Annotated in this window: 22 protein-coding genes; 5 read left to right on the top strand and 17 right to left on the bottom strand. The window is 63.5% G+C overall.

Annotated elements, in window-relative coordinates:
• Window positions 1-53: 53 nt before the first annotated feature.
• Window positions 54-2,984, top strand: coding sequence for a TonB-dependent receptor (locus ACR9Y2_RS33500; protein WP_435046236.1), 2,931 nt, complete (start codon window positions 54-56; stop codon window positions 2,982-2,984).
• A gap of 85 nt (window positions 2,985-3,069) precedes the next feature.
• On the opposite strand, the gene ACR9Y2_RS33495 is transcribed toward ACR9Y2_RS33500, so the two are convergent.
• The 4 genes from ACR9Y2_RS33495 to ACR9Y2_RS33480 form a co-directional block, all read right to left on the bottom strand.
• Window positions 3,070-4,281: an AAA family ATPase gene (locus ACR9Y2_RS33495; protein ID WP_435046235.1), complete on the bottom strand. Its 1,212-nt coding sequence runs from the start codon at window positions 4,279-4,281 to the stop codon at window positions 3,070-3,072.
• A gap of 145 nt (window positions 4,282-4,426) precedes the next feature.
• Window positions 4,427-5,113, bottom strand: a complete 687-nt coding sequence (locus tag ACR9Y2_RS33490) for a 7-carboxy-7-deazaguanine synthase QueE (protein ID WP_435046234.1) — start codon at window positions 5,111-5,113, stop codon at window positions 4,427-4,429.
• On the bottom strand, window positions 5,110-5,790 hold the full coding sequence (gene queC / locus ACR9Y2_RS33485; RefSeq protein ID WP_435046233.1) for a 7-cyano-7-deazaguanine synthase QueC: 681 nt from the start codon (window positions 5,788-5,790) through the stop codon (window positions 5,110-5,112). The genes ACR9Y2_RS33490 and queC overlap by 4 nt, the downstream gene beginning before the upstream one ends.
• Window positions 5,787-6,959, bottom strand: a complete 1,173-nt coding sequence (locus tag ACR9Y2_RS33480; RefSeq protein WP_435046232.1) for an MFS transporter — start codon at window positions 6,957-6,959, stop codon at window positions 5,787-5,789. Before ACR9Y2_RS33480 ends, queC begins: the two co-directional genes overlap by 4 nt.
• A 115-nt stretch (window positions 6,960-7,074) precedes the next feature.
• Between ACR9Y2_RS33480 and ACR9Y2_RS33475 the strand changes: the two genes are divergently transcribed.
• Window positions 7,075-8,754, top strand: a complete 1,680-nt coding sequence (locus ACR9Y2_RS33475) for a hypothetical protein (protein WP_435046231.1) — start codon at window positions 7,075-7,077, stop codon at window positions 8,752-8,754.
• Window positions 8,755-8,958: 204 nt separating this feature from the next.
• Window positions 8,959-9,396, top strand: coding sequence for a hypothetical protein (locus ACR9Y2_RS33470; protein WP_435046230.1), 438 nt, complete (start codon window positions 8,959-8,961; stop codon window positions 9,394-9,396).
• A 54-nt stretch (window positions 9,397-9,450) separates the two neighbouring features.
• Here the strand turns inward: ACR9Y2_RS33470 and ACR9Y2_RS33465 are convergent, their stop codons facing one another.
• The 9 genes from ACR9Y2_RS33465 to ACR9Y2_RS33425 form a co-directional block, all read right to left on the bottom strand.
• Window positions 9,451-9,912 carry a GlcG/HbpS family heme-binding protein gene (locus tag ACR9Y2_RS33465; RefSeq protein WP_435046229.1) on the bottom strand — a complete coding sequence of 154 codons (462 nt, stop codon included), beginning with the start codon at window positions 9,910-9,912 and terminating at the stop codon, window positions 9,451-9,453.
• Window positions 9,913-10,016: 104 nt separating this feature from the next.
• On the bottom strand, window positions 10,017-10,904 hold the full coding sequence (locus ACR9Y2_RS33460; protein ID WP_435046228.1) for a dihydrodipicolinate synthase family protein: 888 nt from the start codon (window positions 10,902-10,904) through the stop codon (window positions 10,017-10,019).
• A complete protein-coding gene (locus ACR9Y2_RS33455) occupies window positions 10,901-12,088 on the bottom strand; it encodes an FAD-dependent oxidoreductase (RefSeq protein ID WP_435046227.1) in 1,188 nt (395 codons plus the stop codon). Before ACR9Y2_RS33455 ends, ACR9Y2_RS33460 begins: the two co-directional genes overlap by 4 nt.
• Window positions 12,085-12,330: a (2Fe-2S)-binding protein gene (locus ACR9Y2_RS33450; RefSeq protein WP_435046226.1), complete on the bottom strand. Its 246-nt coding sequence runs from the start codon at window positions 12,328-12,330 to the stop codon at window positions 12,085-12,087. Before ACR9Y2_RS33450 ends, ACR9Y2_RS33455 begins: the two co-directional genes overlap by 4 nt.
• Entirely contained in the window at window positions 12,323-13,432 is a 1,110-nt protein-coding gene (locus ACR9Y2_RS33445) for an NAD(P)/FAD-dependent oxidoreductase (RefSeq protein WP_435046225.1), read from the bottom strand. The genes ACR9Y2_RS33450 and ACR9Y2_RS33445 overlap by 8 nt, the downstream gene beginning before the upstream one ends.
• On the bottom strand, window positions 13,429-14,370 hold the full coding sequence (locus ACR9Y2_RS33440) for a 4-hydroxyproline epimerase (protein ID WP_435046356.1): 942 nt from the start codon (window positions 14,368-14,370) through the stop codon (window positions 13,429-13,431). Before ACR9Y2_RS33440 ends, ACR9Y2_RS33445 begins: the two co-directional genes overlap by 4 nt.
• A 268-nt stretch (window positions 14,371-14,638) precedes the next feature.
• Entirely contained in the window at window positions 14,639-16,366 is a 1,728-nt protein-coding gene (locus tag ACR9Y2_RS33435; protein WP_435046224.1) for a DUF885 family protein, read from the bottom strand.
• A gap of 167 nt (window positions 16,367-16,533) precedes the next feature.
• The gene (locus ACR9Y2_RS33430) at window positions 16,534-17,193 is read right to left on the bottom strand and encodes a bifunctional 4-hydroxy-2-oxoglutarate aldolase/2-dehydro-3-deoxy-phosphogluconate aldolase (protein WP_435046223.1); all 660 of its coding nucleotides are present in this window, start codon (window positions 17,191-17,193) and stop codon (window positions 16,534-16,536) included.
• Between the two features lie 96 nt (window positions 17,194-17,289).
• Window positions 17,290-18,996, bottom strand: coding sequence for a lysophospholipid acyltransferase family protein (locus ACR9Y2_RS33425; RefSeq protein WP_435046222.1), 1,707 nt, complete (start codon window positions 18,994-18,996; stop codon window positions 17,290-17,292).
• 120 nt (window positions 18,997-19,116) lie between these two features.
• Between ACR9Y2_RS33425 and ACR9Y2_RS33420 the strand changes: the two genes are divergently transcribed.
• The gene (locus ACR9Y2_RS33420; RefSeq protein ID WP_435046221.1) at window positions 19,117-19,941 is read left to right on the top strand and encodes a peptidylprolyl isomerase; all 825 of its coding nucleotides are present in this window, start codon (window positions 19,117-19,119) and stop codon (window positions 19,939-19,941) included.
• 2 nt (window positions 19,942-19,943) lie between these two features.
• Here the strand turns inward: ACR9Y2_RS33420 and ACR9Y2_RS33415 are convergent, their stop codons facing one another.
• Window positions 19,944-20,546 (bottom strand): hypothetical protein, encoded by a 603-nt coding sequence (locus ACR9Y2_RS33415; RefSeq protein WP_435046220.1) that lies wholly within the window; start codon window positions 20,544-20,546, stop codon window positions 19,944-19,946.
• Between ACR9Y2_RS33415 and lpxK the strand changes: the two genes are divergently transcribed.
• Window positions 20,536-22,800 (top strand): tetraacyldisaccharide 4'-kinase, encoded by a 2,265-nt coding sequence (gene lpxK, locus ACR9Y2_RS33410; RefSeq protein ID WP_435046219.1) that lies wholly within the window; start codon window positions 20,536-20,538, stop codon window positions 22,798-22,800. The two genes, ACR9Y2_RS33415 and lpxK, sit on opposite strands and share 11 nt — an antisense overlap.
• Before the next feature lie 4 nt (window positions 22,801-22,804).
• Here the strand turns inward: lpxK and ACR9Y2_RS33405 are convergent, their stop codons facing one another.
• From ACR9Y2_RS33405 to ACR9Y2_RS33395, 3 genes are read right to left on the bottom strand one after another with little or no spacing between them, the layout of a single operon-like run.
• Window positions 22,805-23,320, bottom strand: a complete 516-nt coding sequence (locus ACR9Y2_RS33405; protein WP_435046218.1) for a methylated-DNA--[protein]-cysteine S-methyltransferase — start codon at window positions 23,318-23,320, stop codon at window positions 22,805-22,807.
• A gap of 4 nt (window positions 23,321-23,324) precedes the next feature.
• Complete coding sequence (locus ACR9Y2_RS33400) at window positions 23,325-24,185, bottom strand: GNAT family N-acetyltransferase (RefSeq protein WP_435046217.1); 861 nt, start codon at window positions 24,183-24,185, stop codon at window positions 23,325-23,327.
• Window positions 24,182-26,137: a tetratricopeptide repeat protein gene (locus tag ACR9Y2_RS33395; RefSeq protein WP_435046216.1), complete on the bottom strand. Its 1,956-nt coding sequence runs from the start codon at window positions 26,135-26,137 to the stop codon at window positions 24,182-24,184. Before ACR9Y2_RS33395 ends, ACR9Y2_RS33400 begins: the two co-directional genes overlap by 4 nt.
• Between the last annotated feature and the right edge of the window lies 1 nt (window position 26,138).

The following is a 26,138-nucleotide window of genomic DNA, read 5'->3' as shown; positions in this document are numbered from 1 at the left end:
ATCTTTATGCGCACTTCATTGGCGCCGGAACTTGACCATCTTAAAATGGTTTCATGCCTAGATTGCTTCAACTCGCTCTTGGTGTGTTTATACTCACCGGAGTGCTCTTCGCCCAGTCCGAGGCCGGTGGGGCAACCGTCACCGGCACCGTAACTGATCCCAGTGGAGCCGCCGTAACGGGCGCAAAGGTTACACTGAACAGCGACCAGACCGGTTACACCCGCGTCTTCGAAACCAACGCAAGCGGCCTGTACAACTTCGTTCGCGTCCCCGTCGGACGCTACAGCCTCATCATCGACAAGCCCGGCTTCAAAAGCGTCAAACGCACCGACATGGAACTTGCTGTCGGCGCCATGTTGACCGTCGACGCCGCTCTCACCGTCGGCTCCACCTCGGAAAGTATCACCGTGAGTGGAGATCTGCCGCTCGTCGAAACCACCCGCTCCCAGACCTCCACCAACGTGGACGAGCGGGCCGTCAAGGATCTGCCCATCAACGGCCGCAACTTCCTCGATTTCACGCTGCTGACGCCCGGCGTCAACCGTGACCCCCGCGGCGGCGACCTCTCCTTCGGAGGCCAGCGCGGCACTTCCAACAGCCTCCTGGTCGACGGCATGGATTCCAACAACCTCTTCTTCGGCCAGAGCGCCGGCCGCGCCGGCACCCGCAACCCCTATTCCTTCTCCCAGGACGCCGTCGAGGAGTTCCAGGTCAACACCAACGGCTACGCCGCGGAAATCGGCCGGGCCGGCGGCGGCGTCATCAACGTCGTCACGAAGTCCGGCACCAACGCCTTCCACGGCAACGCCTTTGAGTTCTTCCGCGACCGCGAACTCAACGCCAACACCTTCATCAACAAGTCGCGCGGCATCGCCCGCCAGCCCTACCACTACAATCAGTTCGGCGGCACCGTCGGCGGCCCCATCAAGAAGGACAAGATCTTCTTCTTCCTCAGCTACGACGGCCAGCGGAACCTGAACCCCAATCCGGTGTTCTTCAACTTCACCGTCCCCACCGATTCCCTGTCCCAGGCCGGTGCGGCCGAACTGGCCAAGTACCTGACACCCTACACCACGGGCTACCGCAACGACATCGGTCTGGCTAAGGTCGACTGGAACCTCTCCAACACCCAGCGCCTCAGCATCCGTGCCAACATCCACCGTTTCACCGGTATCAATTTCGAGAACGGCGGCAGCCAGAGCGCCCAGGAGCACACCGGCAACTCGCTGGTCTCCACCAACAGCCTGGCCGTCAACTACAGCAAGGTGTTCGGTTCCGCGGTCGTCTTCGATTCGCGGTTCAACTGGGTGAAGGACGACGAACCCGGCGAAGCCAACTCCACCGCCCCCGAGACCGTCGTCAACCAGAGCGGCGGCAGTTTCACCTTTGGCCGCAACAACTTCTCGCCCCGCTATACCAACGCCAAGCGCTACCAGTTCATCGAATCCGTCAGCTACCTGCGCGGCAAGCACGCGTACAAGATCGGCGGCGACCTGAACTTCGAACGCATCGACAACTTCTTCCCCGGCAACTTCTCCGGCGTCTACCGCTTCAACAGCCTGGCCGACTTCGCCGCCCGCAAGCCCTTCCAGTTCACCCAGGGCTTCGCCGGCGCCGGCACCGATGGCCCGCTCACCAAGCCGAACGTCAAAGAGTTCGCCTTCTTTGTACAGGATGCCTGGCGCGTCACGGACCGCCTGACGCTCAACTACGGCTACCGGTATGACATCGCCTCCTACGCCCAGCCCTCAGTGTTGAACCCCGATGCCGGCCTCACCGCCCAGGGTCTGGCCACTAATCGCATCAACACCGACAAAAACAACCACGCGCCCCGCTTCGGCTTCGCCTACCGGCTGGACGAGAAGGGCCGGCAACTGCTGCGCGGCGGCTACGGGATCTTCTACGCCCGCACCCCTTCCATCCTCACCGGTACCGCGATGTCCCAGAACGGCATCCAGGTGCAGACCTACACGCTCAGCGCGAATCTGCCCACCTACCCCAACATCCTCTCGGCGCCGCCCACCGTCTCCCGCACACCGGACATCTACGTCGTCGCCCCGAACTTCGTGTCGCCGCTCACCGCCCAGTGGAACTTCAACTACGAAGTCCAGCTGAGCAAGGATTACGCCGTCACCTTCGGCTACCTCGGCCTGCACGGCTATCACCTGTCCCGCACGCGCGACATCAACCTGTTCCCGCTGTTTGCCGACACGGCCACATACGCCAACGGCACCCCCACCACCATCTACACCCGCCTGGCCACTCGCCCCAACACGAACTTCGGCCGCATCAGCCTGTTCGACTCCGGCGCCGATTCCACCTACCACGGAGCCTTCGTGCAGGGCACCAAACGCTTCTCCCGCAACTTCCAGTTGCTGGCCAGCTACACCTTCTCCAAAGTCATCGACACCGTCCCTGACGCCACCAGTGTCGTCGTCGGCAGTGATGATGCGAAGGTGGCGCTCGACACGCTCAATCCCAACAGCGACCGCGCCCTGGGTGACGCCAACGTCAAACACCGCTTCGTCGCCTCCGGCGTGTGGGACATCAACTACTTCCAGCGCTACGACAACGCCTTCGCCCACTACGTCCTGAACGGTTGGCAGCTCTCCGGCATCTTCAATGCCCGCAGCGGCCAGCCCTACTCGGCCACGGTCGGCGGCAATGCCGATATCAATCGCGACGGCAACACCCGCAACGACCGCGCTCCCATGACGGGCCGCAATATCTACACGCTGCCCAACGTCTACACCCTCGACGCCCGCGTCACCAAGGTCGTGCCGCTGTATAAGGAAAGCGTCCGCCTGCGCCTCGTCGGCGAAGCGTTCAACCTGGCCAACCGGGCCAACGTCGCCAACGTCAACCGCACCCCGTTCAACTACAACTCCACCACCAAGGTCTTCACCCCGGTGGCGATCTTCGGCACTGCCTCCACGGCGGCCGATCCGCGCATCCTCCAGATCGCGGCCAAGATCGAGTTCTAGCCGGAACACACCCCTAGACAGGAAAAAGGCCGGGCACCTGAGCCCGGCCTTTTTCACTTAGCAGATGGGTTCGTTCACTCAAAAATCAGCCGGCCGACTTCTTCGGGTCCGCCCCAACTGAGGAGTAACGCGACGGCAGGATCGAGAAGTACTCCACAAACCGCTTCTTCGTATCGATCTCCATCGTCTTCTTTTCCAGGATCGCGTTCGCCAGGTTGGTGAACTGCTTGCCGAGTTCCGTTGTCGGATCCACGGCCCGGCCCGACTGCAGCGCGCGATGCACGCCCTGATAGTCGTTCGAGAAGTTCATCATCACCGGAACACCCAACAGATCTTCGATTTGCGCCGGACTCACGACGCTGCGCTTGTGGCCGCGATTCAGCAGCACACTCACGCGGTCGCCCAACTCCAGGCCGTTCAGGAAATTAAACTTCTCCCTGGCAAGGTGCAGCGACGGAATTTCCGGCGTCACCACCAGGAAGATCCGCTTCGCTTCGTGCATGATCTCCAGCGAATAGCGTTCCAGGTTGCCCGACAGGTCCACGCAGATGGCGCGGTAGTGCCGGCGCGCAAACTCCAGCAGATGCCTCACTTGCGAGGATTCAATGCGGAAGTCCGGATTCAGCCGGCCGGAATGCAGCACGTCCATCTGGCCGACGCGCGTCACCAGTTGAGGCCAAAGGGATTCGTCCAGCGTCAGGGCGTTCTCGGCCGCTTCCACCACGGAATGCGCGTTGTTCAGCTTCAACATGAAGCCAATGATGCCCGACGTGAGATCCATGTCCAGCAGGAGGACACCCGTCTCCGGGTTCCGCGACAGGGCAACCGCCGCGTTCAGGGCAACTGTGGAGGTGCCCACACCCTGTTTCGATGGCAGGAAGGCAAAGAGCTGATCAGTGGCATTGACGGCCGCTGGGCGTCTCTGCGCCACTTCCTCCACCCGTGCCAGCGTGTCGAAGATGGCCTGCCGCGCAAACGGCAGGGACAGAAACTCACGGACCCCCGCCCGCATGATGTCCAACAAAACTTCGGCGTCGGTCGAACGATGCACCGCCACCAGTTGCAACCCCGGGAATTCCCGGTCCACCAGACGGATGATCTCGGTCGCCTTGGGCAGCGACTCTGTGCTGAGAAATACTACCTGCGGTGCATGCGCCCGGGCGAACCGCATGAACTCAAGTTCCGTCGGATAGCGATCGAGATCGCGGACCAATACAATCTGGCCCGTCTCCGACAGAGCTTGTTCCAGCCGTTCCGCTAACTCGGAATCCGGGCAGATGACAAGTCCCCTCAACATAGTCCTATATCCTAGCTATCAAATTAGAGCGGATGCTCGATCGCGACAATCGAGCTTTCGCCCTAGCCCTGCTCCCTAAAGTGATACGTACTCTAGGGCGCCAACTAAGGTCTACCCCGGACAAACCCTGCTGCCTACCCAACCCTCACACTCCACGCCGATTGCCGTATAACAGCACGTGCAGCCGCGGGCAAAACCGGTAACCGTTCTGCTTGCAGATCTCTACAAGCCATTCGGATCGCTCTTGCAGTCTATCGGCGGAAACCCCTTCGGGCATGAGGAGGGTGCGCTCGGGTTTCGCACCGATTTCTGACACAATCTTTTGGACCTCATCCAGGTCCCCCGGTTCGGACACCACAAACTTTACCTGATAGTCGTATTCCTTCACCAGGCGGCTCAGCACCTCCGGCCGGTACCGCATCCGTTCGTGGCTGGACGAATACCGCCCCTCTTCCCGTTCCCAGGGGGTCGAGTTCCGCAGCTTCGGACTCACGCTCATCAGGTCGCAATCCACCGGCTGCCACACTGTACCCGCGGTTTCTATCGTGATGTGCCGGCCTATCGCCCTCAAACGCCGCGTCAATTCCACCGTCTCGACAAACAGCATCGGCTCACCGCCGGTAATCACCACGTGCCGGTAGCCCGGCTCCAACTCTACCCGCCGCACCAGAGCGTCCAGATCCGCCTCTTCCCCCTCGGGTTGCCAGGAGGTGTACGGCGTATCGCACCAGGTGCAGCGCAGGTTGCAGCCCGAGACACGAATAAATAGCGAAGGCACCCCGGAGAGAATTCCTTCTCCCTGGATCGTGGTGAAAAACTCGGCTACTCTCACCCCGCGTACTCCAGCGGATCCCTCAGCCCGGCTTCCGCGAATCCGGCCAGCCGCAACTGGCACGAGTCGCACCGCCCGCAGGGGCGGTCACCGACGGGATCATAACAGCTATGCGTCAACCCGTAATCCACGCCTAATGAGACACCTAGCCGGATAATCTCAGCCTTCGACAAGCTGATGAGCGGGGTATGGATCTTCAGTCCGCCATGCCCTTCCACACCCGCTTTCGTCGCCAGGTTGGCCATCTTCTCAAAGGCTTCTATATACTCGGGCCGGCAGTCCGGATAGCCCGAGTAATCCACCGCATTCACCCCTAGATAGATGTCCGTCGCGCCCAGCACCTCAGCCCAAGCCAGGGCGATGGACAGGAAAACCGTGTTCCGCGCCGGGACATACGTGATCGGAATGCCCTCTCCCATTTCGGCGGTGGGTCGGCCTTTCGGGACATCGATGTCAGCCGTCAGCGCCGAACCGCCAAAGGCCCGCAGATCAATCTTGATCACCTTGTGCGCCGCGGCGCCCAGTGCATCAGAGACCCGATTCGCACACTCAAGCTCCACTTGATGTCTTTGGCCGTAATCAAATGAAATACTATATACTTCAAAGCCATCGCGGAGTGCACAGGCGAGCGTTGTCGCCGAATCCAATCCGCCACTCACCAGACACACTGCCCTCATCGGCCAATATCCTCCGGCAATCTTCTTGTCAGCACAAATCCCATCGCTGGGAAGATCAACAAACTGAACAGCGCCGCGTGCAGCGACGCATGATCGGCTATCCAGCCCGTAATCGGGATGAACAGCATGCCTGCCATGCCCCAGGCGAACCCCATCAGCAAGGCCGAAACCGTAGCCGCCTGCGAGGGAACAAGTCTTTGCGCAACAACCACATTCACAGGAATAGTGAACAAAAGGATGAACCCACCCAGAATCAGGCTGGCCACACCCACTGGACCCGGCACCAGGAAGAAAACAGCCATGCAGGGCACCGACCACAGGAACGAGTGAACAATGATCCGCTTCGCCCCAAAACGCTCCGCCAGATGCCCGCCCAGGAATCCACCCACCGCTCCAAAGCTCAAGTACAACGTCACCAAATAGGCCGCATCTCCCAGAGCATAATGCCGTTCTCTACTAAGGTAGAGAATCAGGAACTGACCGTAGGTCACCTGCACAGCCGACCGGAAGAACACGCCCAGGTACAGAATAGTCATCGGCCCACGTACTGCCCGCAGGGCCGCCCAATCGAAACTCCGCACCTTCGCAGGCCCCATCTCGACCGGAGCCCGCACCAGCGCCAACATCACCACGCTCAGCAACACCCCGGGAATGGCCGCCCACAGCAGATGATCGAAGCCAATCCGTTGGATCACTTCCTTGAAGAACGCTGGCGACACGGCCATGCCCAGCGTACCCGCGCTGATGAACACCGCCATCCAGCCGCCCCGATCGCTCCGCATGCCCGACGTGGACCACGACGAACCCTGCGGATGAAACGCGCTCACGCCCGCTCCACCCAGCATCATCAGCACCAGCAGAGCCCCATACCCGGGCGCCATCGTCGCCCCCAGGATGAACAATCCCGCCACCGCGGGCCCTAGACAGGAGAACAACTTCGAGCGGTACCTATCCGAAAGGTAGCCATAAACTGGCTGCGTCACCGAGGAACTGAAGACAAGAAGTCCGCCGATCAACCCCGCCTGCGACAGATTCAGGCCATACCGCGCCACCAGGAACGGTTGCAGCACCCCAATCGAACCGGAGTAGATATCCACCAGAAAATGGGCGAGCGAGAACAAAGCCAACGTGATTGCTCCGGCACGGAGCCGGGACCACGATGACGCCACGGGCCATGTTCCAATGCCTGCGCTCATCGGGAAAAGGTGGGGTGAACTCTAAGTATAGCGGCCCCCGGGCGCCTGGCTCTTCTAAGGCCCCATCCGCCTCGCTACAATAGCCCTGATGTCTTTCTGGCGGGGTGCCGCGCTTTACGCCGCGCTGGTGCTGTTCTTCCTCATCGCAAATCGCGGAGCCTACAAAGGCTATTTCAACGACGACGACCTCGACAACCTGGTCCAGACGCGCGGAGCCGCCGTCTCCCTCTTCGCCGAAGGCCTGGTCAGTCCCAAACTCTCCCCCAGCAACTTCCGCCCCGCCGGCCACTTTTTCTACAAGGCGATGGGGCCGCTCGCCGGCCTCCACTACCCCCCTTACGTCGCCATCCTCCAATTCGTCCACCTGCTGAACGTCCTGCTCCTCTGGTTCGTTCTTCGCCGGTTAGGAGCCCCGCCCATCTCCGCCGCCGCCGGCGTGCTCTTCTACGCCTTCCACATGGCCTGCTTCGACGGCTATTGGAAGCCCATGTTCATTTTCGATGTGGCCTGCGCCGCCTTCCTGCTGGCCGCTCTCCTGCTCTACCTGCGCGGCCACTGGCTGCTGGCCCTCATTCCTTTCTGGATCGCCTACAAAACAAAGGAGCCCGCCGTCGCTCTCCCCGCCGTCCTGCTGCTCTACGAGTTCGTCCTGGGCGAGCGCCGCTGGAAACGCGTCCTGCCTTACCTGGGCATCGCCGCCCTGTTCTCCGTCCAGGCCATCTTCCAGAACAAGGGCACCAACAACGACTACACCCTGCGCTTCACCTTCCCTGCCCTCTGGACTACTTTCTCCTTCTATTCCTCCAAGGTCCTGCTGCTTCCATATGCCGGCGCCGCCCTGCTGCTCCTCCTGCTGCGCCGCGACCGCCGCATCCTCTTTGGACTCGCGTCGCTCGTCGTCCTCATGGGCCCCATGTGGTTCCTGCCCGGCCGCCTCTTCGGCGTCTACCTTTATATCCCCCTGCTCGGCCTGGCGATCGCCTTCACCTTCCTGACCGAGAACTGGAAACCCGCCTGGATCGCGCTCTTCTTCGCCATCTGGATCCCCTGGAACCACTACTGGCTTCGCGAGCAGCGCCGCGCCACGCTCACCATCGCTTTCGAAAACCGGCCCTATGTCGAAGCCCTGGGCCAGTTCCTGCAAAGCGAGAAGGACCTGCAGGCGGTCCTGTACGACGGCGGCCCCCCCAGGATGAACAACTGGGGCATCGAAGGCGCCATCCGCTGGTTCCTGCCCGACCCCGACCTCAAAACCGGGCCGCTGGAGGATCAACAGACCCACCGGTACCTCCAGTCGCCACAATTGGCCATCATCAGTTGGGATCCCATCCGGAAGCACCTCATCACCAGCACTCGCCACAAGGGCCAGCCGGACCCTTCCCAGATCGTCATGGCCACCGGCAATCCCGTCTGGCTGCTGGGTGATGGCTGGTTCCCCCTGGAAAACGGCTTCCGCTGGATCAAACCCACTGCCACCGCCCACCTGACCCGCCCCGCCGCCGCAAAGGAATTCTTCGTCCGCATCAACCTCGGTCCGATCCAGTTCAAAGACCAGGGCCGCGTCGAATTGGAACTGTTCCTCGACGGCCGCTCCCAGGGCACGCGCGTCTTCGACGAGGTCGCCTGGCTGGAGCGCCGCTGGCCCGTCCCGCCCAATCTGCCCGCCCAGGTCGAAGTCGCTATCCGTTCCGTCAACCCCTATAAACCTTCCAACGGCGACCCCAGGGTCCTGGGGGCTGCCATTGCGGGCTTCGGTTTTATAGACTAGCTCTCGTCGCCGCATTCAGCCAATCCTCGCGCGGGCTGTAATGAAAATGCGGCTGGACGCACAAATCGGAGAGGAGCATCACTTGTGCCATCGAACTTACAAACCCGGGGCGGATTCGAAATCTCCTGCCCTGACGGTTCCGACCGCCTGGTCGTCAAAAAAGGCGGCATCGTTCAGCTCGAAATCGACTTGGGAGTACAGGGCATGAAAATTCAATCATCGGGGGACCTGGTGATCCAGGCCGGCGGCACCCTTTCCCTCAAATCGGGAGGCAGTATGTCGGTCTCCTGCGGATCCAACCTGGTCGCCGCAGTAGGCTCCGCCCTGGACCTCTCCGTCGGCGGCCAGGTCTCTGTCAACGCCCGATCCAATATGACGATGTCCATCGGCAGCGCCATGAACCTCACCGCCGGCACCACACTTCAACTCAGCTCGGGCAATCAGTTCAACCTGTTGGGCGGCCACACCGTCAGCCTCAAGAGCGGCAATGAGGTAGCGATCGAGACCAAGAAGCTCGTCGCAAAGGTCGCCACCGATACCGTCCTCGAAGCCAAGGATTTCACCGTGAAGGCCGACGGCAAGATTTCGATGAAGGCGGGCGGAGAATTGGTATTGAAGGGCAGCAAGGTGACGCAGAACTGAACCGGCGCGGCGGCTCAACTCGTGGGCCGCCGCCGGATCTCCAATTCCGCCAGCTTACTTCAGCAGCGCGTCAATCGCGGCCTGCCCGATCGCCTCATCCACGGTCGAAGGACCACCGCTGATCGCAATCGCGCCGATCAACTGACCGTCGACCTTGATCGGCAGTCCGCCCTGGTTCGGGAAGAACGACGGGAATGCCAGCGCGGCCACATTGCCCGCTTTGATCGTATCCGCGGCCGACTTCGACGGGCTGCCGTTCAGGGCCGCGTGCCGGGCCTTGCGCTGCGCCCATTCCAGCGTGTTGATGGAAGCCTTGTCGCCCTTCTGCAGGAACAGGATGTTGGCGCTGTCATCCATAATGCAGATCGTGACGCTGACGTTCGCCTTATCGGCCTCCGCCTCGGCGACAGCCACGAGCTTCTTCACCGCCGCCAGATTCAGGTATTTTTTGGACGGAAGTTCCGCCCCGGAAGTGATGGACATCGCAATCAAGCCTATCGCAACGAGTCGCAGCATGCGCAACAGACTATCACAGGCAGCCGCCTGCCCCGGCAATTAGTAGCGTCAAATAACCGCGGGAGGAGGACCATGGCCCTCCCCCACCGCAGCCGGCGGTCCAACTAGGGCCGCGTCGCCAAAGCCTCAGCGATCACAGCCTTCGCCTCGGCCAGTTCCGCCCCGGTCAACTCCAGCCGCGGAGCGCGCACCCTCGCATTGCCCATCCCCACTTCCTGCTGCGCCAGTTTGATCAGCTGCACAAACTTCGGCACCGTATCCATCCGCAGCATCGGCAGGAACCACTTGTAGATCTCGAACGCCCGCACCTTATCGCCACGAATTGACGCGTCGAACAAGGCCACCGACTCCGCCGGAAACGCATTCACCAGCCCCGCAATCCAGCCCGAAGCTCCAGCCAGCGCGGCCTCAAAAATCAAATCGTCGACACCCACCAGGATCTTCAGCCGGCTGCCTGCCAACGCCCGCAGCGCCGCCACCCGCCGTACATCCGCGCTCGACTCTTTGATCGCCACCAGCGTCGGATACTCGGCCAACAGCTCACACACCTGCTCCGGCACGAAATCCGTCTTGTACGCGACCGGGTTGTTGTACAACATGCAGGGCAACGGAGTGGCCTGGAACACCGCCGCCACATGCGCCTTCATCTCGCGCCAGTCGCCGCAGTACACATAAGGTGGCAGCACCATCAACCCGCTGCAGCCCGCGTCTGCCGCCATCTTGGCGATCTTCACCGCTTCGTCCGTACTCAACGCCGACACCCCGGCCACTACCGGCGAATTGGGCCCAATCGCCTTCACCGCCGTCTTCAGCACGGCTTCCTTTTCTTCGAATGTCAGCGTTGCGCCTTCGCCCAACGACCCCAGCGCCACTACGCCGGAACACCCGTTCTCGATCTGCCACTGGCAGTGCTTCGCAAAAAACTCGTGATCCACGCTCATGTCTTCCAGGAATGGCGTGGTGATGGCCGGAATAACTCCGTTCCAGTTCATGATTGCCTCGTTTCTATCAAGCTCTCGACCTTCACCGGGAATACCGGCGGGCGCATCGAATCCGCGCCCCAGCCAAACAAAAATCGTGTCGCTCCGCCGCACACGCGGCCCTGGCACGCACCCATGCCGCACCGCGTCTGCAGCTTCGCCTCGCGCCAGCTCTTCATCCCCTCCAGCGCTCCGCGCGTCACGTCCTCGCAGCGGCACACCAGCGTCTCCGCCTGCGCCAGCCTGCGCAACTCCGGCCGCGGCTCAAAGGCCCGGGCCAGCGCGTCCGCGAACGAATGCGTCCTGGCCCTCTGCGCGAAAAGCGTCTGCGCCAGCCCCTGCAAGCCCGCCGCCGCCAGTCCGGCGATCTCGCCTTCCACCAGCGACTTCTCCACACCGCCAATGCCCGTCACCTCGCCGGCCGCAAACACGCTGTCGACGCTCGTCTCCTGCCACTCGTCCACCACCACTGAGCCTTGCGTGAGGGGGCAACCCAACAGCGCGGCGAGTTCCGTATTCGGCGTCAGCCCGTAACCGACGGCCACGGCATCACAGTCCTGTTCCACCAGGCGTCCGCCGCAGCGCATGGCCACTCGCTCCACACGCCCCCGGCCTTCGGCCGACTCCACCCAACTGCCTGTATAGAACGGCACGCCCCACAGCGACATCATCAGCCCCGCGCCCTGCGCCAGCTTCCCGGGCTCCATCAGCAGCCGCGCGCCGAAGCCCGCCATCCGCGGCCATTCCGCCTGTTCGACCACCGCCGCCACAGCCGCCCCGCGCTTCCGCAGCAGCGAAGCCACCGCCATCAATAGTGGACCCGACCCCGCCACCACAATCCGCTTGCCCGCCACAGCCAGCCCCGACTTCACCAACGCCTGCATTCCACCCAGGCCAAAGACACCCGGCAACGTCCATCCTGGAAACGGCACAAACAGCTCGCGCGCACCGGTCGCCAGTACGTAGCTTCGTGCTTCCGGCAGTGTATCGGCGGCCACACATCCTGCGCGCAGCTCCGCCCCGCATTCCGCAAACCGTGCAAGCCACGGCTGAGCCAGATCGTTCCGCCAGATCTGCCCGCCAGCCGCTGGATTGTCGTCCAACACCAGCACCCGCGCGCCCGACTCCGCCGCCCGGCACGCCGCCGCGATGCCTGCGGGACCCGCGCCCACCACCACCACGTCCCAGCGCCTCATGACGTGGTCACCTGCATACCCTCCGCGCAAAGCGTCTGGCAGCTGCGGCAGTGCTCCACGCCGTCCACCGTCACCCGGCATTCAAAGCAGATGCCCATGCCGCACAGCGGAGCCCGAGGCTCGCCCGTCACCGAATGCCGGAACGCCGTCACACCCGCATTCAGCAGCGCCGCCGCCACCGTCGTACCCGCGTCCACCTGCACCGGACGTCCATCGAGAATCACCGTCAACCGCTTACTCATGCATGCACCGCCCGGGCAAGTAGGGCTCCACCGGAATCGGAGGCGTGCGCTTCAGAATCTGGTCCGCCAACAACCGCCCAGTGCCCAGGGACGTCGTGATCCCCAACCCTTCATGCCCCGTCGCCAGCCACACACCCTGCGTTCCCGGCACCGGTCCAATCAAGGGCAGCTTGTCCGGAGTCGCCGCTCGGAAGCCGGTCCACGTTCGAATCGCCGTCAACCCCGTGATCTCCGGCATATACTCCGCCGCACGGCTCAACATGCGGCTGAGAATCGGCCGGTCCACTCCACCATGCTCCACGCCATACTGCCGCGACGACCCAATCAGCACCTGCCCCGTCTTCCGGGGCTGCGCATTGAATGCCACCGAATCGCCACTCGACGAATGCGCGCTCTTCAAATACCCCAGTTCAATCAACTGGTGCCGCACAAAGCCGGGATAGCGATCCGTGATCACCAGATGCCCCTTGCGCGGAGCCACCGGGATTCCTGGCGTCAGCCGCACCGCTTTTGCTCCGGCCGCATTCACCACGGCGCCGGCCGCAATCACCTCGCCATCCGACAGCGTCACCCCACCATCCCGCAGTGTCATCACGCCCACTCCGGAAACCACCTTCGCGCCGCACTCGCGCAGCAGCCAGCTCGCTGCCACCGGCGGGTACACCACGGAATCGCCGGGCACCAACAGTCCGCCCGCCATGCCTTTGCGCAGATGAGGCTCCGCCTCTTCCAACTGCCGTCGATCCAGGATCTCCGCAGCCACGCCTCGCTCGGCGTAAAACGCGTGCTTGCGCCGCACTTCGGCCATCTCTTCCTCGTCCGCCGCCACCCACAACGTGCCGCACGGCAGATGCTCGACGCCCGCCGGCATCGCCCCCACACGCTCGTTCCACATCTTCACCGACAAGGAGGTCAACTGGAACTGCGCCTCAGAGTCGTCCATCACCACAAGATGACCCATGCCCGCCGCGGTCGCTCCGCCACCCACGACAGACTCCTCCAGCACCATCACCGACAATCCGCCCGCCGCGCACTCATAGGCGCACGCCGCCCCCACAATCCCTCCGCCCACAATCACTACATCGGCGGAGCGGCTGCTCATCCGCGGATCCCCCAACAAAACGGATCGTCCTCGTTTAAAACAAGGCGCGCCTCCGCGTTCACAAAGGCGCTGCCGCGAATACTCGGATATACCTGATCCCCGGCCGCGCGCACCGTGCCCTCAAAAACCGAGCCCACGATGCTCTCCTGCCGCCACACCTGACCCTCGGCCAGCTTTCCATCGGCGTAAAGACACGCCAGCTTGGCGCTGGTGCCCGTCCCGCAGGGCGACCGGTCATAGGCCTTTCCAGGGCACAACACGAAGTTCCGGCTGTCGGCCACCTGTGAGGGCCCAAACACTTCGATATGGTCGATCTCCTGCCCGTTCGCGCCCGTAATCCCGCGCGCCGTCAGCGACTGCCGCACCTTCCAGGTGAACTCGGTCAGGGCCTCCAAGTTCCGGAACTCCACCGGCACCGGCGACGAGCCAATCAGGTAGAACCAGTTCCCGCCCCAGGCAATATCGCCGACCACCGTCCCATAGCCCTTCACATCCACCGGCACGTCTTTCGCCAACCGGTAACTGGCGACATTCGAAACCGTGACCTCGCCCGACTCGTGCAGCTCCGCGCTCACCTCACCGACAGGTGTCTCGATCCGCACCGTCCCCGGCACAATCCGTTCCAGGTAGGCCAGCGTGGCCACCAGCCCGATGGTTCCGTGACCGCACATCCCCAGGTATCCGACGTTGTTGAAGAAGATGACCCCGGCGGCGCAATCGCGGTCCACCGGATCGCACAGCAGCGCCCCCACGACCGCGTCCGAGCCGCGCGGCTCGTTCACAACGGCAGACCGGAACTCGTCATGCCCGTCCCGGAACGCAGCCAACCGTTCCGCCATGGACCCCTGTCCTAAATCTGGTCCGCCGCCCAGCACCACCCGGGTCGGTTCCCCGCCCGTGTGCGAATCCACCACATGCACTTCCCGCCGTATCTTCATCATTCATCCCTCAGTATCGCCCGGACCCATTCAACCCCGGTGCCAACGCAACCATCCCAACATCACCAACTGCGCCCCCAGCATTACCCCCGGCGTAGCCGGGGGCCCGCCGCGATCCCAACCTCGCCATCCACCACCCATCAACAATCCCATCCCAACACCACCCCCAGCATTACCCCCGGCGTAGCCGCAGGCGAAACCGGGGGCCCATCCCAATCCCAACGTCGCCATCCGCCACCCAACAACCGCACCATCCAAAGCCCGTCCCTCACTCATAAAACCGCCAGCTCGTGTTGAACTTCTTACTAAAAGGCACATTCAGCAAACTCGCCCGCACCAGCTCAATCGGAATCGAATTCTCCTGCAGGATCCGGTCGTGAAACGCCCGGTTCGTCATCTTCCCCGACTCCACCAACTCCTTGTGCAGCGCCCGAATCTGTAATCCACCCAACAGGTAAGCAGCCTGGTACAACGGCCCGTAATCATCGCTCTCGAACGACCGCCTCACTTCCCCCGCCGCGTTATCCCGCTCATGCCCCACCCGTTCCACCAGGAAATCGATACACTCCTGCGCCGTCATCTTCTCCAGGTGGAAACTCAGCGAAAAGATGATCCGCGCACAGCGGTGCATCCGCCAGAACAATGCACCCACCCGATCCTCCGGCCCCTGCTGGAACTTCATATCCCACAGCAGCATCTCCCAATACAGCGCCCAGCCCTCCACCCCAAACGGCGTATTGAACCCCTGCCGCCACGGCCGGTAGCGGTCGCTCATGAACAACTGCAGGTGATGCCCGGGGATCAGCTCATGAAACACCGTCGCCCGCGAGAAGTGGATATTGTTCCCGCGCATCGACATGAGCTTCTGCTCCTGCGTCATGTCATCTGTCGGATAGGAAACACTGATCACTTCCCCGCCCGTGAAGAACGGATTCACCAGTTGCCGCGACGGAGTCATCATCTCCATCCGCCAGATCTCCTTGGCCAGCGGCGGCACCGTCACCAGGTCATGCTTCTCAACAAATGTTTCGGCCTCCAGGGCCAGTTGCCGGATCAGCTCCGGCTGCTGCCCCGGCTCCACATGCAGTGTTTTCACCTTCTCCAGCGCCTTGTGCCAGTCGTCGCCCAGCCCCATCTCCCGCGACGCCCGTTTCATCTCGTTCTCGCACCACGCAAATTCCTTGTTCGCTAGCGCGATCAACTCCTCCGGCGTATACGGAATCATCTCGGCCTGCAGTTCGCTGATCAGTGCTTCCCGGCCAATCGGCGACCCCACCACGGTCGTCTTGTCATCCGGCTTGACGCCCACAATCTTCTCGCGCAGAAACACGGCATACCCGTCCAGCGCCTTGTCCGCGTTTTTGTAAGGATCGGCCGCCCACCAGGTGAATACCGGATCATAGCCGGCATAGAACGTGTACCAGTGCTCCATCGTCCGCCGCAGCTTCTGCACAGCCGTGGCAGCCCGGTTCGCCGTCGTCTTCCTGATCCCGGTGGCCCCCGGCTTCAACTCCGCTTCAATCGACTTCCGCAGCGCCTCGATCTGCTTCCGGATCTGGTCCAGCGTGGCCGCCGCCTTCGCCGAATCCACCTTCTCCATGCGCTGCCGCGTCTCTTCCAACTCGACGATCGCTCCCCGGAACGGCAGCAGCGCCGCGGCCTCGGCGTCAATTTTCGCCCGGAACTCCAGTTGCCGCTGCGACCGCAGGATGTCATTCCTCAGCAGCAGCCAGTCGATGCGGCTCTCCTGGTTCAGCTTGTCGAAATCCATCCCTTCGACGCGAGCCAGCCATTCTGTATTGAACTTCTGGAACCGCGCCCTGCGGGCCGCCGACGATTCCACGCGGTACCGCCGTTCCAACGCCGACCGGTCGTTCTGATACCGCTCCACAGCCGGCCGCAGGGCACTCTGATTGCCGTCAAACTCGGGATCCGCGCCAAAAACGGCGCCAACGAAGACACTCGACAAACCAAAAACCAGGACGCGGAGAAGCAAAAGGACCTCCATGCAAGCGCTTTAGTATTTCTACCGCGCAAGCCGGTCCCGGCGCCACTCCAGGGGAGTCACCCACCGCACCCCTGGGCACCGCTCGCAAGCTGAAAGCTGAGAGCTGACCGCTGAAGGCTCTCAGCTCATACCTGACAGCTAGGGAAACTCCTCGCCTAGCCCTTCATCTCCGCCCGAGCCTTCGCCACCACTTCCAGGAACTGCTGGGCCCGTTCCGTGAACACTTCATACGTCCCGGCCTTGATCGTCTTCGCGTCCACCAGTTCGCCGCCCACGGCCACCGCACACGCGCCAGCCTTCAGGAAGTCGCCAGCCGTCGTCAGGCTCACACCACCGGTCGGAATCATCTCGATCTGCGGGAACGGTCCCTTCAGCGCCTTGATGTACTTCGCGCCGCCCACGTTGTCGCAGGGAAACACTTTCACAATATCGGCGCCGGCCTGCCAGGCAGCCAGTACTTCGGTCGGCGTCAGCGCGCCCGGGCAGATGGGCCGCGAGTAGCGCTGCGCCATCTCGATCGTCTTCAGGTTCAGAGCGGGCGTCACGAAGAACTGCGCACCGGCCAGCATGCAGATCCGCGCCGTCTCCGGGTCGAGCACCGTGCCCGCGCCCAGCACCATCTTGTCGCCGAATTCATCGGCCAGCTTCTCAAGCACCTTCACCGCGCCCGGCACCGTCATCGTCACTTCGGCCGCGCGGATTCCGCCCTTGTAAATGGCCTCAATCGCCTTATAAGCACTGTCAGCGGTAGGAGTACGTACGACCGGAACGATGCCGATCTCGAGCATTGCGGAGAGGATACTCTCTTTTTTCATGTATTCAATGTATCAAAGGCGCCGGAAATCAGGCAGCACCGTGCCGTGCCACGACGCCAGCCGGTCCAAAGTCGCCTCGTCGCCCGAATGCTGCCATTACACCACCCCAGCAGAAACCTGCGCCCGCTCCGCCACCGCCCGTGCCCCGGCCCGCCCCAGATAGCGCTCCAACTGCTTCTGCTCACACCGCTCCAGGTCCACCACAATCAGCCCGTCCAGGCAATCGCCAAACCCTCGGTCCAAATGGAACCCGCACAACTTCCCGCCCAGCCTCAGGTACTGCCGCACCAGCACCGGCACGCCCTTCCCATCCGGCTCCAATTCGCGGATCAGCCGGTCCAGGTCGTCGACATCCGCCGGCCGCGGCCAGTCCGCTGACGGTCTCCCCCGGTACGGCGACCGAGCCGCCGCCCATTGCGAAAGTTGCCCGTCGAAACAATGCTCCGCCAGGAACCGCGCCAGCAGCGCGCGCGATGCCGGGCAATAGTCGGCGCTCACGCTCACCGGTCCAAACAGGAACCGGTACTTCGGCCGAGCCACCACATACTGCCCAATCGCCTTCCACAACAGCAGCAGCGGTTGGAAACCCCGTTGAAACTCCGGCGCAACAAACGACCGCCCCAACTCCAACGCCGGCCCCAGGCGGTGAAAAAAAGCGTCACTGAACCGAAACAGCGTTGAAGTATACAACTCCTGCCCCGCATCGGCGCCGCATAGCCGGTAAGCTCCAGCCACCTGCCGCTTCTCCTCATGCCACAGAATCAGGTGGTCATACCAGGAGTCGAACCGGTCCAGATCATACGGCCGCCCCGTACCCTCACCCGCCGCCCGGAAGGTCACCTCTCGCAGCCGCCCCACTTCGCGCAGCGACATCGGAGCCTCATCCGCCCGCGCACAATACACCCGCAGCGCACCTGCGCTCGCCAACAGCCGCTCCGGAGCCAGCGCCCGCAGTTCCCGCTCCATCCACTCCGCCGGCACCGCCGCCCCCACCGGCTGCAGCCGCCGCACCACCCGCGGCTTCACCGGCTTCCGCTCCGCCAGCCAGTACGTCCTCCGCCGCAGCTCGGCCGTCGAGTGATCCTCGCTGCTCACCGCATGGCCCACCCGCGCCTCAATCTCCCGGTCCCGCTTATTCAGCAGCTCATGCGGCAACAGCGCCGTCCTCAGCCGCGGATGCACCAGCCCCGCAATCTGGAACAACGCGCTGTTGCACCCCGCAAAATACACCGGCACCACCGGAGCCCCGCACTGCCTGGCCAGCCGCGCCGCCCCTTCATTCCAGGGCGGATCCACGATCTCCGTCTGCCCCCACCCCGCATGCGACACCTCGCCCGCCGGAAACACGATCAGCGCGCCTCCTCCCCGCAACCACTGCCGCGCCTCGCGCATCCCCCGTGCGTTCTCCCGTGCCGCTCCGCCAAACGGATCCACCAGAATCAGGCTCTCGCGCAGCTCCGGCACCATCCCCAGCAGCGAATTCGCCAGCAACCGCACATCCGGCCGCACCCGGGCCAGCATCGCCTGCAACACTGCACCCTCTATCAACCCATACGGATGATTCGCTACCACCACCAGCGGACCCGTGGCCGGAATACGCGCCATATCCGCCGCCTCCACCCGGATCGTCACACCCAGCGCGCGCAGCACCTCCTCCGGGAACGCCCCTGCGTTCTGCCGCGCGCGCACGCCCTGGACTACCTCCTCCAGGCGCTCAATCCGAAGTAACTTCCCTAGCGCACCCGCTACCGGTTCCGGAGCGAACCGCCGCAGGGCGCTTTGAAAAACGGGTGTAGGCTGCATCTACCCCGACAAGGTAGGCTTTGTGTTTGAATCCGGCGTGACGCCGCCATGAATACTGGAAAAACGCCGGTTAACCCGCCAATTCCCCTTGCACCGCGTTGGTACGATGGGAGTATGAGGATGTTCTCAGCCCTATTTTCGACTTTGGCCCTGGCCGGCGCTCTCGCCGCCCAGACTCCGGCCCCCACCGCCGCCGCCCCCGCCGCGCCCAAACCCGCGCGGGAAAATGGCCTCTACACCACCATTCAGATCACACAGGGCGGGCAGCCCTTCGGCACCGTCGTCCTGAAAATGTACGAAACCGAATCGCCCATCACCGTGAAGAATTTCGTCGACCTCTCCCTCGGCCGCAAGCTCTGGACCGATCCCAAAACCGGGGCCCGCGTCCGCCGTCCCCTCTATAACGGACTCACCTTCCACCGCGTCATCCCCGGCTTCATGATCCAGGGCGGCGACCCCACCGGCACCGGCATGGGCGAAACCGACGTGATCAAGGATGAGTTCCATCCCACGCTGAAGTTCGACATCCCCGGCCGCCTGGCCATGGCCAACGCCGGCCTCGGCACCGGCTCCTGCCAGTTCTTCATCACCGACGGACCCACGCCGCACCTGAACGGCAGACACACCATCTTCGGCCAGGTTGTCGAAGGCCAGGAAGTGGTCACCAAAGTGACACGCGTCCCCAAGCTCGGTGAGAAGCCCGCTACGCCCGTCGTCATCGCCAAGGTCAGCTTTGAACGCGTCGGACCTGTGCCGGTCGGCGGCGTGATCCTCGGACCCGCGACCCCGGCCGCCAAACCGGCGACGAAGGCACCGGCTACCAAAGCCCCGGCCACCAAAGCCCCTGCCACCAAGGCGCCGGCAACCGGTACGCCTGCGACGAAAGCTCCGGCGACGAAGGCGCCCGCCACAAAGGCTCCGGCCGCCACGCCCGCCAAGAAGTAGCTCTACTCCGGCGTCGGCTCGTCCAGCGGCACCTCGGCAAAGAAGACTTCTTTGTTGGTGATCGCCTCGCGGATGCCGGTGATGTAGATGACCGCACTTTTGCGATAGCGCGTCTCGAAATAGAAGAATCCAGACGCGCTATCGTTTTTGATAATCGACTTCGCCCCGAACGCCCGCGTCTGGAGCTCGATCGCCGCCAGCGGATTCTTCTTCTTCGGCAGCGGGATCGGCATCGGATACTTCACACCGCTACCCGGCCTCTTCACACCCATCAGGTAAGGCAGATCGGTCGCCGCGATCGGCAGCACCTCGTTCCCCGGGAACTGATACGCCACCTTCATCCGGTCCAGCAACAGCGTCTGCTCACCGGTGTTTTCGAAGATCAGCAGCACCGGCAACACCCCGTATTCGTTGGGGTTCACTTTGCCAAACGCCGGCTTCGTATCCGTGTCGCTCTCATAGCGCACAGCCGCGATTTTCAGCGTCCCGATGGTCTGCTTGGAGGGGTAGGACGACGCCGGACCATGCTTAAAAGTGCTCTGCGCCAGCAGAAACGCCGCCGCGGCGACTCCACAAAGGGCTAAAATCAGGGGTTTGCGGGCCAAACTCATTTATCTCCTCTACTGGACCCTACAGGCCCTCGCCTTTCCATTTCTCCTACTGTATCTCGCGCTCCGCATCCACCGGAATGCCGCCTATGCCAATAAGGTCATGGAACGCTTCGGCTTCCTGCCAGACTCCCTGCACCGGACGGTGCCCGGAGCCATCTGGTTGCACGCCGTTTCCGTCGGCGAGGCCATCACCGCCGTCGGCTTGTTGCAGCGGCTGAAGCAGGAACTGCCCTTCGCCCCCATCTACGTCTCCTGCACCACCCTTGCCGGACGCGCCATGGCCGAGCAGAAACTCACGGGCCTCGCCGACGGCGTCTTCTATGCCCCTATTGACTACCGCTTCGCCGTCCGCCGAGTCCTCCGCGCCCTGAAGCCCTCCGTGGTCATCGTCATGGAGACCGAGATCTGGCCCAATCTCTATCGGGATACCTGCCGCTCCGGCGCCCGACTCCTCGTCGTCAATGGCCGCATCTCCGACAAGGCCCTCCCCAAATACCTGCGCTTCCGCTGGTTTTTTCGCGCCGCCCTCGCCTGGCCCGACGCCATCCTCGCTCAGGACGCCATCGCTAGCGCCCGCTACGAACAACTCGGTGCTCCTCATGCAATTGCCGCCGGAAACCTCAAGTACGACTTTGACCCCGAATCCACATCCATCGCGCCCGCCGTGCACGACTGGCTCCGCCGCTACGACCCCGAACGAATCTGGATCGCGGCGTCCACCATGCCGCCCGCTGAACCCGGCGACCCCGACGAAGATGACATCGTCCTCGAGACCTTCGAACTCCTCCGCGAACGTTTTCCCCGCCTCCTGCTGATCCTCGTCCCCCGCCGGCCTGAGCGCTTCGACGAAGCTGCCGCCAAACTCACCGCGCGCGGCATCCCCTTCCAGCGCCGCTCCAAGCTGACCGAGGAATCCGTACCCGTCCTTCTAGTCGATACCATCGGCGAACTCAGCGGCCTGTTCCGCGTCGCCGACGTCGTCTTCATGGGCGGCACTTTCCCCCATCGCGGGGGCCACAACATCCTCGAACCCGCTGCCTTCGGAGTCCCTGTCGTCACAGGGCCCCACATGGAGAACTTCTCCGAGATCGCCGCCGACTTCCGAGCTGCCGGAGCAGTGGTCACCGTGAAGGAACCCGTGGATCTGGCGATCGCCGTCGGCCGCCTGCTGTATGACCGCTCCATCGGCGAGATCGGCCGCCAGCTTTCCGACGAACGCCGCGGAGCCACCGGCCGCGCCGTCGACGCCGTCGTCCATGCCTACGAAGCAGCCGTCGTCCGGCCGATTGGCTGGAATCAGCTGGGCTGGCTCTGGCAAGCCGGAGTCGCCGTCGATCGCGCCCTCAAGACCATGCGGCTCGACCAGCCGCCCCAACCTGTCATCAGCGTCGGCAACCTGGCCATGGGCGGCACTGGAAAAACCCCATTTGTTCTATGGCTTTGCGAACGCCTGGCGGAACGTGGCCACCGTCCCGCCGTGCTCACCCGGGGCTATCAACGCACCACCTCCGAGCCCGTCACCACCCTGCTGCCCGGCGAACGCGCCTCCGTCGAAAGAACCGGCGAAGAAGCCCAGTTGATCCTCCGCGCCGGTCATGCCGCGCTAGGCATTGGAGCCGACCGCCAGGCCGCCCGTTGGGCGTTGTCCAAACAGTATCTCTACGACGTGATTGTCCTCGACGACGGCTTCCAGCACTGGCGCATACGCCGCAATCTGGACATTGTCCTCATCGATGCAATCGACCCGTTCCGCAACGGCCTGCCGCCCAGAGGCACCTTGCGCGAGCCGTTCTCCGCCCTCCGCCGTGCCCAGGCGGTCGTCATCACCCGCACCCAACCTGGCCGCACCTACCAGGGCCTGCTCGACGAGATCCATCGCCACAACCCGCGGGTCCCCATCTTCCAGGCCAGCGTCCAGGCGGAAGTGCCAGCCGTCCCGCCCGGTACAACGGTAGGCGCTTTCTGCGGCCTCGGGCAGCCCGAGGGCTTCAAGCAAACTCTTCAGAACCTCGACTTATCTATTTCATTTTTCAGAGTTTTTCCGGATCATCACCACTACACCGAACAGGACCTGCAACCCATGTCGATGCGCTCGCAGTTGCTGCTGACGACAGAGAAAGACCTGTTGAATATCGATCCGGACCTGGCCCAGACCTGCAAAGTGGAAGCCGTGCGCATGAAGCTGATTTTGACGGACGAACCCAATTTGCTGGACCTGATCGGCAGAGTCCTGCCGCCGCTCGAGTAGGCTCCTACTCCTCGCCCAAAGGCAAACCCTGCTGCACCGCAGCCCCCTCCAGCGCCAGCAACGCCCTCTTCACTTCCAACCCAGCCGAGAATCCGGTGAGCGACCCGTCGCTGCCAATCACCCGGTGACACGGCACAAACACCGGCAACGGATTGCTCCCATTGGCCGCACCCACAGCCCTCACCGCCTTGGGCCGCCCGATCGCCTGTGCGACATTCGCATAGCTCCGTACTTCGCCGCACGGAATCTCCGTCAACTGCTGCCACACCTGCTGCTGGAAAGCCGTTCCATCCAACCGGAAAGGTACAGTAAACAGGCGCAGCCGTCCGGCCACATACTCCCGCAATTGCCGCCGTGCCTCCACCAGCACCGGCAGGGCATCGTCTCGATCCTCGGCCCGCCAACCCGGAGGGGTATCCTCCTCGCGTTTCGCAAACCACGCGCGGCGCAAAACATCACCTTCGGCTTCGACAAACAGCACCAGCCGGGTTCCCAGGGGGACGCAGGTCCACTTCGACATGCCTTCAGTATAGGGCGAGCTCAAACCGGGTCCGGACGCGCAGCGGCCGGGCGTTCATGCGGCGCGCCAGCTTGAGTGTGTCGCGGTTGTCGTCACGCGATTCGAAGCGAAAGTGGGACGCCTGATGGGCCATCCCCAAATCGACCGCTGCGCCCAGCAGGATCGCATTCGCCACCCCGGATTGATAGCCGCGAACAACAAACCGCCCTTCCACCTTCCAGACATTACCCAGTTTCTCGGTGATCAGCGCGCCCACCGGACGACCATTCTCCAAAATGACGGGCGAACGGTCCCACCGGCCCGCCTCGCGATCAAGCCGCAGAGGCGCCTCCGCTAGATCTTCCCGTTGGGCGACGTACGCGGCAAACAATTGGGCCACGGCTTCCAGCGGAGCCCGGGCCAAGGTGGTAATCACCCAGCCGGCCGGCACGCGGTGGCGTGCCACCAATTCATCGCGCATCCTGCCGAGAATCTGCGCCGTGGCCGGAAAATTGGCTTCGAACGTCGTAATTCGAGTGACGGCCTCAAAACCGTGCTTCTCCAGGAACGGCTGGGCACCTGGTTCGGCCAGCGTGTCGTAAGCAGTCACCATGCGCCGGGCGCCGCCTGCCCTGGCGGCCTCCACGGCAGCTTCGAAGACGTACGAACCCAATCCTTGGCGCCGTACCGGCGGCACCACCCTGAGCCCCAGCCAGGCGTCATGCCCATCGAACCGCAGCACCGCGGCGCCCCCCACCCGCGGCCCACTCTCCGGGTGCAGGATCAGACCTTCAATCGGGCAATCGGTCCGTCCACAGGCTTCCGGCACCAGCGCACGGCAAATCGCCCAATCCGCACCCTGCGCCCGCCGGATCCGCCCCTTCATGGCTTGGCCGCCAACTCTGCCGCGCGCTTACGGTGGAACCGCGCCTTCTGCGGGTTGACGATGGCCTTCTCGCTCAAAAACGCAAGCCAACGATGCGCGGCGGAGGTGGGCCGGTAGCGGACCGACGTCTCCAACGCCTGAATCGCCCGTTCCGCCTGACCTTCCTGAGCCAGCGCAACGCCTAGCAGCAGGTGCGCCGCATGGTCGTCATAGCGCAGGTTCACGGCGTCCAGCGCCATCGACGCCGCCTCGGCATTGCGCTTCAATTCCAGCAGCGCACGAGCCCGGCTCATACAGGCTGGCTGAAACTGCGGATCCAATTCGAGCGCTCGCGCCTGGCACTCCTCGGCATCACTCCACCGCCCCAACCTCTCGTAGACAAGACCCATGCGGTGCTGCAGTTGCGCGTTCCCCGCCCCGCGCCGGCCGGCCTCCGTCAGCAGTTCGAGAGCAGCCCCGGTCTCCCCAGCCGCCAGGGCCAGGTTCGCCCGGATCAGCCAGCCATGCGAACGATGTGGGTCTTCCGTCAGTACGGCGTCCACCGCGGTCCGCGCCTCGTCCAGCCGTCCAACCATCTGATAACAATGTGCCAGTGCCAGGCGCGCCGTTGCCGACGGTTGCACGGTGATCACGCGCTCCAGCAGCGGAATCCCCTCGGCGAAGCGGTTCGCGGCCATGTGCACATGCGCCAGCGTGCCTTCGTTTTGGGCAGTGACCCGCTCGAACTCGGCCGTCCGCCCGGGCTCGACATAACCGAGCTCCGCCAATTCGGCCAGGGCGCCGGCGCGGTCCCACTCGTCTTTTGGCTCCTCCACCGGCGCAGCTTCCCAGGTGGGAATGCGTACATCGTCTGGAGGATTCACAAACGCGTCGGGCAGAATCCGGCCCGGCATATCCTGTCCAGCCGGCAACCCGAACAGTTGCAGGACAAAAGGAACCACGTCCAGCAGCCCGGCCCCAAACACCAGTTCATCCTGGCGCAGCCCTGGTCCGGCGGCGGCAAAGACGCCATGCCCGCGCTCCCACCCGCTCGCGGGGTCGTCGAGCGTGGGCTTACCCGAAGGTCGCAGCCCGTCGCTGTGAAATCCATTCTCGGAAACAAGCACAATCGCCGCATCCGGGCCCGCCAGCGCAATCAACCGGCCCAGCAGGGCGTCGTGATAGCAGTAGACGCGTTCCACCACCGCCTGGTAGATCTCGAAATCCCCCTCGGAGACGTGCTCCCTGCGAGGCGGATGGAATGGCATGAACGTGCGGCAAACCGCATCCAGCGAGGAGTAATGAACGGCCAGCAGATCCCAGGTTTCGTTCTCCATCAACCAGGTTGCCGCCCCGTGCACGCTGAGAGCCTCGGCCAGGGCGATGGCCAGCGTCAGCGGGCGAGTGTCTGAAACTTGGTCCACCCGCTCCAGCGCGGGGATGAACGCCTTCAGGTCGTCCCCTGTCAGATCGCCGGCATGGATGCGGTATTCGGAGAGTGTGTCACTGAGGGAGCGGGGCTGAATGCAACCACCGGGGAGCGCCCAGGGCTGGCCATACGCGGCCCTTGCCTTGGGGTACAGATTCGAGATGACGACCCCTGCTACAGATTCCGCCGGCTGGCTGGCAAACCAATTCACGGCCAGCGAGCGCAATCCGGACTGCGCCAGGAGGTTCCAGAGGGCTTTGACTTGGCGGGCAGTGGACGAGGCCAGGCGGGCCGCGCCTGTGGCTTCGTCCGGTTCGAAGGGACCTAATACACGATGGCGATCGGGGGTGTGACCAGTGACGATCGAGGTCCACAACAGCGGCGACAGCATCGGACTGAGGGAGGCAAGGTCACCCTTGACACCCTGTTCCACGAGAGACTGCAGGGCCGGCAGTTCTCCGGCGTCCAACAGCGGATTCAGTACTTTCCAATCCGCCGCGCTCCAGCCAACCAGGACGACCCTGCGAGCCAGACGCTCCGCCATC

It is taken from the genome of Paludibaculum fermentans (assembly GCF_051172195.1).
Taxonomy (GTDB): Bacteria; Acidobacteriota; Terriglobia; order Bryobacterales; family Bryobacteraceae; genus Paludibaculum; species Paludibaculum fermentans_A.
The sequence above is the reverse complement of the archived record's forward strand: the minus strand, read 5'-3'. Positions and strand labels throughout refer to the sequence as shown.